Source organism: Virgibacillus ainsalahensis, from assembly GCF_055380755.1.
In genome coordinates, this window is the sequence record NZ_AP043943.1 from 1,000,687 (window position 1) to 1,014,686 (window position 14,000).

At 40.8% G+C, this 14,000-nt stretch carries 11 protein-coding genes and 1 pseudogene; 10 read left to right on the forward strand and 2 right to left on the reverse strand.

Annotated elements, in window-relative coordinates; all coding sequences use genetic code 11:
- Positions 1–2 precede the first annotated feature (2 nt).
- From ACZ427_RS04630 to ACZ427_RS04660, 7 genes are all read left to right on the forward strand, one after another.
- Positions 3–857 (forward strand): MurR/RpiR family transcriptional regulator, encoded by an 855-nt coding sequence (locus tag ACZ427_RS04630; protein WP_461179880.1) that lies wholly within the window; start codon positions 3–5, stop codon positions 855–857.
- Between the two features lie 327 nt (positions 858–1,184).
- Positions 1,185–2,090: an N-acetylmuramic acid 6-phosphate etherase gene (gene murQ, locus ACZ427_RS04635; RefSeq protein WP_461179927.1), complete on the forward strand. Its 906-nt coding sequence runs from the start codon at positions 1,185–1,187 to the stop codon at positions 2,088–2,090.
- 78 nt (positions 2,091–2,168) lie between these two features.
- Positions 2,169–3,527, forward strand: coding sequence for an ABC transporter substrate-binding protein (locus tag ACZ427_RS04640; protein WP_461179879.1), 1,359 nt, complete (start codon positions 2,169–2,171; stop codon positions 3,525–3,527).
- A gap of 76 nt (positions 3,528–3,603) precedes the next feature.
- Positions 3,604–4,497: a carbohydrate ABC transporter permease gene (locus ACZ427_RS04645; RefSeq protein ID WP_461179878.1), complete on the forward strand. Its 894-nt coding sequence runs from the start codon at positions 3,604–3,606 to the stop codon at positions 4,495–4,497.
- Between the two features lie 38 nt (positions 4,498–4,535).
- Entirely contained in the window at positions 4,536–5,378 is an 843-nt protein-coding gene (locus ACZ427_RS04650) for a carbohydrate ABC transporter permease (protein WP_461179877.1), read from the forward strand.
- A 659-nt stretch (positions 5,379–6,037) separates the two neighbouring features.
- Positions 6,038–7,537, forward strand: a complete 1,500-nt coding sequence (gene putP / locus ACZ427_RS04655; RefSeq protein ID WP_461179876.1) for a sodium/proline symporter PutP — start codon at positions 6,038–6,040, stop codon at positions 7,535–7,537.
- 16 nt (positions 7,538–7,553) lie between these two features.
- Positions 7,554–8,513: an agmatinase family protein gene (locus ACZ427_RS04660; RefSeq protein ID WP_461179875.1), complete on the forward strand. Its 960-nt coding sequence runs from the start codon at positions 7,554–7,556 to the stop codon at positions 8,511–8,513.
- A gap of 96 nt (positions 8,514–8,609) precedes the next feature.
- On the opposite strand, the gene ACZ427_RS04665 is transcribed toward ACZ427_RS04660, so the two are convergent.
- Both ACZ427_RS04665 and ACZ427_RS04670 read right to left on the reverse strand, forming a co-directional pair.
- Entirely contained in the window at positions 8,610–10,715 is a 2,106-nt protein-coding gene (locus ACZ427_RS04665; RefSeq protein WP_461179874.1) for a catalase, read from the reverse strand.
- Between the two features lie 139 nt (positions 10,716–10,854).
- Entirely contained in the window at positions 10,855–11,301 is a 447-nt protein-coding gene (locus tag ACZ427_RS04670) for an SgcJ/EcaC family oxidoreductase (RefSeq protein WP_461179873.1), read from the reverse strand.
- Between the two features lie 294 nt (positions 11,302–11,595).
- Here ACZ427_RS04670 and ACZ427_RS04675 point away from each other — a divergent pair.
- The 3 genes and pseudogenes from ACZ427_RS04675 to ACZ427_RS04685 all read left to right on the forward strand — a co-directional run.
- Positions 11,596–11,967: pseudogene (locus tag ACZ427_RS04675) on the forward strand (protoglobin domain-containing protein); the annotation flags it as partial.
- Positions 11,962–12,780, forward strand: coding sequence for a methyl-accepting chemotaxis protein (locus ACZ427_RS04680; protein ID WP_464883572.1), 819 nt, complete (start codon positions 11,962–11,964; stop codon positions 12,778–12,780). The pseudogene ACZ427_RS04675 and the gene ACZ427_RS04680, both read left to right, overlap by 6 nt.
- 906 nt (positions 12,781–13,686) lie before the next feature.
- A complete protein-coding gene (locus tag ACZ427_RS04685; RefSeq protein ID WP_461179871.1) occupies positions 13,687–13,935 on the forward strand; it encodes a hypothetical protein in 249 nt (82 codons plus the stop codon).
- The last annotated feature ends 65 nt before the right edge of the window (positions 13,936–14,000 follow it).

A 14,000-nucleotide genomic window follows, 5' to 3' on the forward strand; every position in this document is an offset into this window, starting at 1 on the left:
GAATGTCGACAACAAAAGGTGGTCTTGTCATTTTAAAAGAAATGCTGAACAGCTTGCCGCAATCAGAAAGAAAAATTGCAGCATACATCCTGGAAAACCCGGAGAAATCTATCCAATTAACCGCATTGCAGCTCGGTGAAAATAGCCAAACGAGCAGTGCAGCAGTCATTCGCTTATGCAAATCGCTGGGATTTCGCGGGTTTCAAGAGCTGAAAATACGGGTTGCCGGAGACCTGCAGGCTGAAGCGGTGAATGAATATCGTGATATCGAACCAAATGAAGGACTGAAGAATATTATCGATAAAGTCACTTCTAATACCATGCAAACATTAAAGGAAACAGCAGATATCATGAATGTGGACAACCTGCAAAAAGCTGTGAAGGCATTATCAAACGCAAAATCGATTATTATTTTCGGTTTTGGTGCATCGTATATCGCAGCAAGAGATGCGGAACAAAAATTCCTGCGCATTGATAAAGATGTCCATGCATTTTCGGATGTACATATGGCAGCAACGGCAATTGCCAATAAAGGGCCGGAGGATGTTGTGATAGGTATTTCCTTTTCCGGGAATACATCGGAAGCTGTGAAATTGATGGAACTTGCGAAACATAAACAAATTACAACCATAGGAGTGACGAAATACGGGAAATCATCAGTGGGGCAATTTTCTGATATCCAATTACATACATCTGCAGCAAAAGAAGCCACTTTCCGCACAGGAGCAACATCCTCCCGTATTGCACAACTACAAGTGATAGATATTCTGTTGATGGGACTGTCATCAGCAGAATATGATGAAACGATTAAGCATTTAGATGAAACAAGAAACGCCATCGCATTTTTAAGAAAATAAAAACCGTTCGAGCGATGCATTACTCAGTCGAGCGGGTATCATATTAAATCGAGCATGCCTATTTTAACCTTTATCCCGGTTTACAGGCTCTTGCTCGATTCGAGTCGCTTTTACTCGAGTCTGCAGTTCTGCTCGATTTATCACGCCCCTCACTTAATTATACATAGACTGAAATTTTATTACTAAATTTAAAAGTGATATTGACAAAATAATTTAATGCGCCTATAATTGAATCAACATAGGGCAAAGGTCATAATAAAAATGAAAGCGTTTTAATATGGGTTGACAGCTTTGTTTAATATTTTTATAGATGAGGAGACCGGCATGATGGAATTATCCGAACTGACTACTGAGAAAAGAAATCGGAATAGTATGAACTTAGATGAGATGGCTACATTGAAAATCTTGCAAACAATCAATGAAGAAGATAAAAAAATAGCACATGTAGTGGAAGCGGTACTGCCTCAGGTGGAAATTGCGGTCGAACAAATCTGTGAATCTCTGACAAACGGCGGCCGCTTATTTTATGTCGGTGCCGGTACAAGCGGCAGATTGGGAGTGATGGATGCATCGGAATGTCCGCCAACTTTTATGACAACGCCTGATTTGGTTCAAACGGTTATGGCCGGGGGTGACGGTGCCTTCTTTAAAGCAGTGGAAGGTTCTGAAGATGTCGAGGCACAGGGAGCTGCTGATCTGAAAGCAAGGAACTTCTCAAAAACGGATGTAGTCATTGGTATAACAGCAAGTGGCAGGACACCATACCCAATTGGTGCATTAAAGTATGCAAGGGAGGTTGGCGCGTACACAATCTCTTTATCTTGTAATGAAAATTCATTGATTTCAAGTGTTTCAGATTGTGAGATTGAGGCTGTTGTCGGTCCGGAAGTGCTGACAGGATCAACAAGAATGAAGGCAGCAACGGCACATAAGATGATTCTAAATATGATCAGCACGACAACCATGGTAAAAATTGGGAAAGTCCATGAAAATTTGATGGTGGATGTCCATGCAAGCAATTATAAATTAATGGAGCGTGCTAAACGGACGGTGATGGAGGTTACCGATACAACCTATAAGGAAGCAGAAAAATACCTTAGCATGACACACTATGAGGTAAAACCTGCGATTGTCATGATCAAAGCAGAGGTCACGTTCCAGGAGGCTAAAGATGCCATAGCCCAAAGCAAAGGGTACGTGAGAGAAGCAATTGAGTCTCTTTTAAGCAATTAATCAGTGGAAACCACATTAATGGTTTTAAAGCTATTAATGCGTTTCATATATTTATATTAATTAAAGGGGGTAAAAAGGTTGAAGAAAAAATCGAATGCGCGACTATGGTTGTTATTAGCTGCCATTTTATTACTTGCATTACTCGCAGCATGCTCATCAGATGATGGTGAGGCAACAGATGGATCTGATAATGGAGATGATACGGGCTCTGAGGAAGCTGGTGAAGATGGTGAAATTTCAGGAGAACTTGAAATCCAGTACTTCGTTGGCGGATATGGTGATACATGGTGGAAGGAAGTCATTGCTGATTTCCAGGAGGAATATCCGGATGTAACCATTACGGAACATGCTGGACCGAATATTAATGATGAAATGCGTACACGCTGGGTATCTAATGATCCGCCTGATGTCGTGTACATTGATGGGGCAGGGTCAAGTGAAGCACAAATGGTAGAAGATGGACAGTTGATGAATTTAAGTGATTGGGCACAGGAAATTGAACTAGAAAATGGCGATAAGCTTGTTGATAGTTTTATTGTAGATCCGGCAACATATGATGGAGACGTCTATACCTTGCCACTTGTGTTTGATGCATGGGGCACATGGTATGACAGAGCATTGTTTGAAGAAGAAGGATATGAAGTACCAACAGATTTTGAGAGCTTTATGAGTTCAATGGAAGAAATTAAGGAAGGGGAAGGAATCGAACCATTTGTAACAAGTGGTCAGCATCCCTATTACTTCCTGCGCGGTATGCTTTATCCAGCATTTGGTGCAGCAGGTGGGGATGAATTGCTGTCTGATTTGATTAAAGGTGAAGAAGGTGCATGGACAAGTGATGTTGTACTCGAAACCATGAAAAAGGTAGAACAAATGCAGCAGGAAGGAATGATCGACTCCGGATTGGGTGCATTGAACCATACCCAATCACAAATGAATTTCCTCTTGCATGATAATGCGTTTGTTCCGGTCGGTTTCTGGTTGCCAAATGAAATGGCGAATGATACACCGGAAGATTTTGAATATGGATTTATCCCATCACCGATGCAAGATGCGGGAGAGCCATATGCCATCGTACCGGATATGCGACCATTAGCCATTGCGGAAGAAGCTGAAAATCCGGAAGCTGCCAAGGCTTTTGTAGAATTTGCATTTTCAAGGGATTATGCGTTGTCCTTCTCAGAACATACAGGGGCTATTATGAACCTGAATGATGTTGATTTATCACAGAGTGATGAGGTTCCAGCGTATTTAACAGAGGCAAATGCAATGATTAATGACCCGGAACAGGTTCAGATCTATCATAAGCCACATCCGATGAGTGCAGATCTGGAAACACCAATAGGCGATGCATTAATGTCCTTAATGTTAGGCAACATGACAGCCGAAGAATTTGTAGAGACAGCTGAATCCGCGGCAGCAGATTATCGTAATTAACTACAGTAAAAGCGGTATGGAATAAAGGTCTCCTATATTCCATACCATTTATTCTTTTCTGAAAAGAGTGATTGGAATGGTACAGTCAAAAAAAGAAAAATATACGTTTTTGGCCTTTTGTTTAGTTCCTACTTTTATTATGTTTTCTATTTTTACACTTTATCCTTTGTTTAGTGGTTTGTACTATTCTTTTTTTGAAATGTCAGGTTCTTCCTCGAATAAGGAATTCATCGGATTCGGTAATTACATACGTTTATTTAACGATGCCATAATCCCTAACACGATTATCCATGATTATTTTCTTGTGGTGACAAAAGTTATTGGGATTATGATTATGGCAATGTTTATTGCAGTTGCCTTAACCCAGCTGAAAATAAGGGAAGCACCGTTTTACCGCATCGTATTTTTCTTTCCAAATATCATGTCGGTTGTTGTTATCGGTATCCTTTGGACATTTATTTATAACCCGAGTATGGGGCTTGTCAATTCAGGATTGGAAGCAATCGGTCTGGGGAATTTAGCACGTCCTTGGCTGGGAAGTGAAACATGGGCATTGCCGTCACTTGTTTTACCATCGATTTGGGCAGGTATCGGTTTATTTATGCTCATGCTTATGGGTGGTATTTCCAATATTTCAAAAAGCTATTACGAAGCGGCTGAGATTGACGGTGCAACAGAGTGGCAGAAATTCTGGAAGGTAACTGTGCCTCTGGTTTGGCCACAAATCAAGATTTCCATTCTTTATATCGTTATCACAACACTAAATGGATCCTTCATTATTGTACAGGTAATGACCGGGGGTGGACCAAATAACGCTACACATGTAATGGGTTCTTATCTATACCAGCAGGCATTTGTGCAATATAATTTCGGATATGGTGCAACGATTGGTGTTATGATCCTGGCCCTTTCATTAATTACCGTTTTGTTATTACAGCTATTGATGAAGCGAGACAAAGTAGAATACTAGATGCAATGGAAACATGAGTGAAAAGGAGGGAGACAGCCGTGAAACGTAGTATTGGGGAAATCTTAGGAAGAGCGGGGATACGAATTCCATTGATATTATGGACCATCGCCGTGTTGTATCCGATTTTCTGGATGTTCCTTGGATCATTTAAATCAAATGCCGAGATATACCGAAATCCTTGGGGCTTCCCTGAAACGTTTAACTGGCAGAATTTTGCCGATGCCTGGAGCAACTATAATATTGACACAAGTGTGTTTAACAGTTTAATTGTAACGGTAGTCGGTGCAATTTTGACGTTGGTGCTTGCGATCCCGACGGCATATGCAATCGAAAGACTAAAGTTTCGCGGGAGTAATTTTTTATTTACATTGTATGTATCAGCGATGATGATTCCGATGGTTCTAGGATGGATACCATTATTTTTCCTATTGATGGAAATGAATTTACTCGATAATATAATTGGCCTGGCAATTGTTTATGCGATAAGCCAGCTGCCGTTTACCATTTTTGTATTAACAAGTTTCATAAGCACGATTCCAAAGTCTTTGGAAGAATCTGCAGCAATTGATGGGCTTTCACCATACGGGGTTCTTTGGAAAGTCATCACACCACTCAGCATGTCAGGAATTATTACAGTGACCATCATGAATGCGATTCAGTTTTGGAATGAGTATTTTATGGCATTGATTTTCCTGCAGACGAGTGAAAACTATACCTTGGCACTGGCAATTGATTTCATCAGCAGTGAGGCGCAATATACGAATGCCTGGGGTACATTGTTTGCAAGTCTTGTTATCGCAATTGTTCCTGTTATTATTTTGTACGCCATCTTCCAGAGAAGAATTGCACAAGGAATGACAGAAGGAGCGATTAAGGGGTGAGGTTAATCGCCCATTGGAGCATATAGACGGTGTTGTTTACATGCCACCATCCCTCTTGTATAGTACATCAACGAATCTCCGGATGTTTAGATGTTCAATTATGCTTTGGAAGATAAGGAGTATGAGTTTTTTCAGGGAAAAGAATTACGTGAATGCTGGAGAAGATGTGTTAAGAGTGGCGTTTAAAAAGGAATACAATAATCCTTTGAAATTGTTATAAAGTAAAAAGTAACCGGCCAGGGGAGAATAGCCGGTTACTTTTTCTGCTGTTTACAACACCAAATTCGTTTGATCAACCGCTCTTCTTGCGATTGCAACTGGGTGGTTCACTCCACTCGGTATTTTTATTCTATCCTGGCCATAGTATTTTATGACTCTTATTCAAGTACACTATTTTCCATATAATTGTCCACAAGTTTTAGTGGTTTTAACATATTTATTTAACACTTAGCATATTGCTAACCATATATATTGAATATTTTTGATAAAGTGAAATATTCAGTGATTAATAGTGGGATAGTCTTAATCAAATCAAAAAATAGGAGGGGTTTTATGTTTGGACTCGACTTCTGGTCATGGTTCTGGTTCTTCGTGCCAATGCCAGTATTGCTTATCTGGGCAATTATTACCTTTTATACCGAAAAGGAGCGTGATGATTCGTGAACCCGACATTAGTGACATTTATCGCATATCTGGTTGTGATGATCACAATCGGAATCATCACATACCGTATGACGCATACATTATCGGATTATGTGCTTGGTGGAAGAAGATTAAACAGTTGGACAACAGCCTTTTCCGCGTCGGCAAGTGACTTTAGTGGATGGCTGCTGATTGGTCTTCCTGGTGCTGCATATGCGACCGGGCTTGGTGCGAACAGTCTTTGGCTTGCAGTCGGCTTGGCGATAGGGGCGATGATCAATTGGCAGTATGTGGCAAAACGGTTAAGAGTTTATACCGCCTATTCCAATGATTCCATTACACTTCCACAGTTTTTTGAAAATCGGTATCGGGATAATTCACATTTACTACGCGTTATATCCGCTGTATTCATTTTATCTTTTTTCCTATTTTATACCGCCTCCGGATTGGTTGCCGGGGCAAAGTTATTTCAAGGAACATTTGATGTTGATTACCATTTTGCTTTGATTGTTGGTGCAATTATCATTGTTGCATACACATTTTTGGGTGGATTTCTAGCAGTAAGTATAACCGATTTAATCCAAGGGGTTCTTATGTCTGCAGCATTATTGGTTACTTCGGTTTATGGTCTGATAGAAGTTGGCGGATTCGGAGGATTATTTAATCAATTGAGTTCCATCAATACCAGTCTTACCGATGCATTTGCCGCAACATCCTATGATCAGCCCGGTGGTGTCCTTTGGGGATCTGCCGGAGCGATTGGGGCGGTAGGTATTATTTCAGCATTGGCATGGGGGCTTGGCTATTTTGGACAGCCGCATATTCTGGCAAGATTCATGGCAATCCGTTCCCATAAAGAAGTACGAAAAGCGCGTTTGATCAGTGTGGCTTTAGGACTTGTCATTCCCTTGTATGGAGCATTGATTGTTGGTATGCTTGGTATAGTAACATTCAGTGAGCCACTTGCAGATTCTGAGCAGGTATTCATCCAACTGGTGCAGGTCGTTTATAATCCATGGATTGCAGGTATATTGCTTGCAGCAGTTCTTGCTGCAATCATGAGTACGGTTGATTCCCAGCTTCTCGTATCATCCAGTGCCTTATCAGAGGATTTTTACCGCAGATACTTGCGAAAAAATGCGAGCGATAAGGAGCTTGTGTGGGTTGGAAGGATTTCTGTACTCGTCATTGCACTCATTGCACTGATGCTCGCATGGAATGAAACCAGTTCAGTGCTTGATCTGGTATCCTATGCATGGGCTGGGTTTGGTGCAACCTTTGGGCCTCCGCTTTTGTTTTCACTGTTTTGGAGAAAAACCTCCCGAAACGGGGCACTGGCGGGGATTATTGTTGGTGGTCTCACCGTCTTTCTATGGCCGCTGACAGGGTCTGCATTATATGAAATTGTGCCAGGATTTATTTTATCAAGTATAGCTATTATAATTTTTAGCCTTGTCGGCAAAGGACCTTCCAGGGAAATGCAAGAGGAATATGACAAAGTTGCTGGTGTGAAATAGACGAGGAGTGATAGTAATGACAGACAGAATTTACGGTAATACACCATGCTTTTTAGGCGGAAAAAAAGTTACATTAAGAGATGATAGCACAAATGATAGAGATGTACTAATCTATGGCGTTCCATGGGAAGGATCTGTCACTTGGGGTGACTATACAGGTGCAGAGTTAGGCCCAAAAGTAATACGCCTAAACTCTGCCCGTTATTCCGGCTATCTTCCGGAATTGAATCATCTGGATGTGCTGGAGCATTACACCATCGGCGACCTTGGTGATGTGGATGTAGTACCGGCAGACACGCTTGAAACGATGCGCCGGATTGAAAATTTTTCCAGTGATGTATGGAAAACGAATAAATTTCCAGTCGCCTTTGGCGGGGATCATGGGATCACGTATCCAATTGTGAAGGCACTGAGTGAAGAAGTGGACGGTAAAGTAGGCATCATTCACCTCGATGCCCACTATGATAACCACCCAGATTATGAGGGCGACTTATATGCTCGTAGTACACCGTTTCACCGGATTTATGAAAGTGAAAGTGTAAGAAATGAAAGCATTGTTCATATGGGAATTCATGGTCCCCGGAATAAGCCGGAGACGGGAAAATATGCAGATGAAGTTGGGGCGACAACTATTTCTGTTAGGGAAATTCGCAAAGCACAAAATACAAATGATCTGCCAACACTTGCCAAGCAGGCATATGACATCGCCAGTGAAGATACCGAAGCAGTATATTTAAGTATTTGCAGTGATGTGCTTGACTTTGCTTTTAATCCGGGAGGCCCTGTAGATGGAAATGGGGTAACCTCATTCGAACTGCTGGAGCTTGTCCATGAATTTGCCAAACTCGGCATCCGCGGCATGGATTATGTGGAAGTTTATCCACAGCAGGACACAAATGATAATTCATCCCATTTTGTAACATATGCGGTGCTTTATGCATTGGCGGGAAATATTCTGCGTCAGCAAGGGGAATAATCTATCATACCAATAAAAAACAGGAGCTCATTTTTACGAGTTCCTGCTTTTTTATTGGTTCGTTTCTCAAAGCGATTGAAACAATTTTCATCCATATTATGTTCTATCCCAAAAACGCTGCTGCGCAATTGCTGAAACAAAATCTTTCCCAAAGTCAGGGTTGTTTGTAGCAAAAACCACACCAGCCAGGTTGTTATTACCTGATGCTTGAATATAAGACTGCCCGGTCGATGCAACACCAATTGGTTTATATTGTTTATATGCTTCATTGATAAAGTGCATAATGTTCTGATTAAATTTTGTTTGGTTTTTCGCGCTACCACCAACAACATAGATGGAGTCATAGAGGACAGGATACTTTGTCAGAAATGTCTCGTTGGCTTCTATTTTTGTACCATCAGCGGCTGTAATTGTGCCTAGCCTTTCACTGATAATATCCATAAACACCTCGTTTTGCTGTAAAGTGTTAAGTGTATTTCTTACCTCTTGACCATTAAATCCATCACCAATTAATACACCGACTTTTTGCGTAGCTGCATAATGCGGGGTATTCGCCTGGCTAATGGCAGGGGAGCTTTTTGTCACCGGAACGTTAGAACCCTTTGGACGATCTACACCAATATTGTCAGCAATAATACATGCCATTTCTTTATCAACGTTCGCCCACATATCGACATTTTGCTGCCTGACAGATTTACTTTTCACATATTGAAGGTGATAATTAAATGTGTCTACAAGATCTTGCTTTTCAACAGTGGATAAGCTGTTCCAAAAAAGTCTTGCCTGTGAAAAGAAGTCATAAAACGATTCGCTCGGCCGTTCCCTCGTTTTATGTCCATCGACTTTCTCTGGATAATGTGCATATCCTCCTTCTTCCGGAGGGGTCTCTGCCGGTGTATTTCCAGCTAACGAATTTTTATGGTAGTTTACGTAATCAACATCAATCCGGTATTTTGAATAGCTATCTCGAAGGTTATGATTTGTTTCAGCAATCGGCTTGTTAACTGGTATTTCATTAATATTCCCTGTGCCAAGTCGATGGTAATCCGTATCCCTGTAAGCAAAAGCCCTGCCTTGTAGAACAGGATCATTCGTGAAGTCAATTCCCGGGACAACAGTTGCAGGATCAAAGGATGACTGTTCTTCCTCTGCAAAGAAATTATCAACTAATCGATTCAACGTCAATTTACCAATAATTTCAACAGGAATTTCTTCTTCTGGCCAGAGTTTTGTATCATCTAAAATATCAAAATCAAATTTAAACTCATCTTCTTCGGCAATTAATTGTACACCTAATTCATACTCCGGATATACACCTTTTTCTACCGCTTCTACGATATCACGACGATGGAAGTCCGGATCTACTCCCCCGATAATATTTGCTTCGTCAAGTAATAATGAATGAACACCTAGTTTAGGCACCCATTTAAAACGGAAAAAGGTTGATTTGCCTTGTTCATTGATAAAACGGAATGTATTAATCGGCCAGCCTGCCATCATGCGCCAGCTTCTTGGACGCCCCCGCATGGACATTAACCACATTACCATATGTGCTGATTCCTGATTGCTTACGACATAGTCCCAAAAACCATCCTGTGCGGTAGTAGCTTGTGGTATATCTGTAATTGGGTTTGGTTTAGCTGCATGTGTGACATCCATAAATTTCATGGCATCTGCTAGTATAAAGACCGGAAATTGCAGGGACAGGGAATCGTAATTTCCATCCTGGGTATAAAACTTAACCGCAAAACCACGTATGTCTACAGCGGTATCCTTTGAACCTTTACTTCCGATAAAGTTAGAAAAACGACAAAAAACAGGTGTTTTTGAACCAGGTTCTTGAAGAAATTTAGCCACTGTATATTTTTCCATTGATTTATACAATTCAAAATCGCCATATAGCCCGAATCCTCTGGCATGAACGACTTTTTCTGGTATTCGTTCCCGGCTAAACCGTGACTGTTTTCGATAAAAATGAAAGTCCTGAAATAATAACGGACCGCGCTTTCCTGCGCGTAAGCTCCATCGATCATTTGAAATTTTAAACCCGGCATCATCTGTCATTTTCTTGCCTGGACCAGTATTTTTTTTGCGGTATTGTTCCAGTTGCTCATCTTTGGGATTGCCATCAATTGGCTTATTTTGTCTATCCTGGTCTACCTGCTCATCATTCTTTTTATTTTTTTCGTTTTCTTTATCCATTCAATCACCCAACTTATCGTAAGATTTTTTAACTCCATTTGTATGTATATGTGTCTGGTTGAAATTCAGAACACTTTTTAAAGAGCAAAAAATTTCGATTGGGTATTCTATTTTTGGCATACTGGGAGTCATCTATTAACTACAACGACTCTCGCAGTTCATTCGTCATTTCTTCCACTAACTCCGGCCGGCCATGGAACTGGGCCGGTGTATTTTGAAACAGTCGGACAAGCCATTTACCTTCATGATTCACAGCAATTAATGTATGATGTGTGTTTAAATCCGGATTGATGTCGGTTTGATCTGGAGGCACCATTCCAGCAATTGCGCGCAACACAGCTGCATCAGAACTGAGGAAATAAACCTCTTTCACCTTTGTTACAAATGGGGGTGTGGGGTGATCTTTGAAAATCGGTTCAAGATGGGAAAAGATTTCATCGCGACCGAGAATTTGACTCCCGTCAAAACCAATTTGTTCCCCGTTCTCTGTAAATACATCAGACATCGCCCTGGCATTCCGCTTGTTCCATGCATAGATTAAGTTATGATAGAGCTTTTGAATATCATTCGTTGCAGTATTTTCCATATATCTTACCACCTTATAAGTAATTTTTTGTTTGTACTAGTATAACATTTCTTCGTCAGTGTTCCCTCTCAATAACAAATGAACCTTTTTACCTAAATGAAAACCTAGTAAAATAAGACTAAACTTTATCTTTGAACCCGTCGATAATAGAAATATATTATTCTAGGGAGAGAACTACAAATGTGGAAATCCAGAAAACGAAAAGAATCGACGCCTATTTTATTTGAAAAAAGTAATGAGATGAAGCCAGTCGTACAGGTTCCTAAGCATTCAGATCTGGAAAAACAATTGAATATGCTGGATCTGAAGGAAGCTGATTTTGCCGTGGCTCAAGTTTTGAAGCCTTATGTTGAAAAAAGAATTACTGAAATTGTTGACAGGTTTTATGATAATCTAAGCTATAATCCTGATTTGATTGAGATTATTGAAACAAACAGTTCCTTTGAGCGCTTGAAAAAGACACTCAGGGACCATATTACTCAGATGTTTTCCGGTGAGATGACGGAGGCCTTCATGGAAAAGCGAAAGATCATCGCGCTCGTTCATGTAAAGATAGGGTTGACACAAAAATGGTATATTGCTTCATTTGAAAAAATATTCAGCGGCTTAATCGAAGTAATTGAGACAAACTTTGAAACGAAGGAAGACAGAATACTGGCTATAAAATTATGCCATAAGCTGTTGAATCTGGAACAGCAGGTTGTGCTTGAAGCATTTGATGATGAAGTGGCCAGGTTGCACGAACAGGAATTGCAGGAGAAGAAGAGATTGATGGAAACATTGGAGAAGACTTCTATCGAGCTTGCGTCATTGGCTGAAGAAACAAATGCATCCATTGAGGAAATGACCGCACAGGTGGATGTGATTACCTCCAGTTCTCAGGCCGGTACAGGGCTTGCAGAAGAAGCAAAAACTTCCGCTGATCAAGGTAGAAGCCGACTGACCCAAATGAATAATTCTTTACATAATATGGAAGGTAGTACGATGAAAGTGAGCGAAGAAATGACAAATCTGGAAGCGACATCAACCCAGATCAAAGACATTGTGGAAATTGTAAAATCAATCGCTGATCAGACAAACCTGCTTGCATTGAATGCATCGATTGAAGCGGCGAGAGCTGGGGAGCACGGTCGGGGCTTTGCGGTTGTAGCTGATGAAGTACGTAAATTGGCGGAACAAACAGCGAAGTCGGTAACAAATGTAAGCGGACTGGTGAATCAGACAAACGAGCAAATTGCGGGTAGTGCCTCCTCGATGCAAGAGGCCCGGCAGTTTCTGGCTGATGTCCGTGAACAAATGAAAAATACAGAAACAGCCTTTGGTAAAATTGACACAAGTATGGAAAAAACGAAAGAAAGTAATGAGAATATCCAGGGAGATCTGGAAGCGTTCGGGCAGGCAATCCGAGAGATTGAGCAATCTGCCGCGACCATCTCCGAATCTGCAGAGAAATTGAATTATATGATGGACGAACAATAAGAAATGGGGCTAACGCTGTATTTTCAATAAGAGACCAACACGGCGGCAAAAGCATGCCGCCATTATGAAAACAGCTAATTTAACCAGAAGGCTGTTTCTAAAAGATTGGGACTATAGTTACTCGCCCCACCGAAATTATTTGGGACTGCGATTACTCGTCCCACCGAAAAGATATGTTGCTTTTGACACAAAAGATATAAAAGACGACGTAACTTGAAATTATGGTTGGTGCGATTACTCGCTACGGAAATACACTACGCGCACCTTAGGGTGACCCGTGAGCCTCCTCGAACTCCGTTCTGCGGGGTCTCACTCTGGCCACTGTTCTGAGCAGGAGTCTCCGTATATTTCCTTCGCTGATATGTGCATTACAACTTCATTAAGCACTTATGTGATCGTTGATTGGAGCGGAGGACCGTTGACTCCTGCGGGAAAAGCAACAGCTGAAGATCCCGCAGGAAGTGGTTTTGCTTCCGAGGAAGCTGAAGCGTTGCCCGCGGAAAGCAACGGTTCGCAGCGGAAATCGACATAGCAGTTACTTCGTCTTTTATATCAACTGCGACGTTAAAGATCAACAAAATTTACGAAAAGAGCCAACCAAAAAAAGTTAATCTTGATTGATGGTGGTATACTGAATACTTTCCTGATTTAGTAACAGCCCTTCATACAAAAGTATAAACCTTCCTTACTGCATAAATTTTGGATAAGTCTTTTATCAGCATAAAAGCTTGGGAGATAACCTAGTATTCTAATGGCTCAACAGCGTAATTTTATTGAATAGATTTTCTTCTGAATTTCAGATATTATGACCTATATTCCGATTGAAAATAATTCCAAATACCCTTGTTACAAAAAGTAACCCCGTGATAGTATTAAATTAGATAGAAATACTTGAGGAGGGTCATCATGACAAAGGAATTATTGGAGGAGTTATTTTCCAGTTTTACGCAGATGTCTGATGAACTAATACATATACAAGAAAACAGTTATCACATGAATGAACACATCACAAATTTGGAAACCAGATTAAAGGAAGCTGGAGTTGAGTTAGAAGAACTACAGGACAATATTCTTTTATTGAATAAAAAATTAAATAGGCTAGAACCTCTCATGAGAACAAGGATGAAGCAGACGTTTTTATGGAGGGCAGTTTAACAGCGTGCATCCAGCAGGCTTATTTTTTTTGCATTATACTGTTTTCTAAAAGTTTCTGCTTGGAC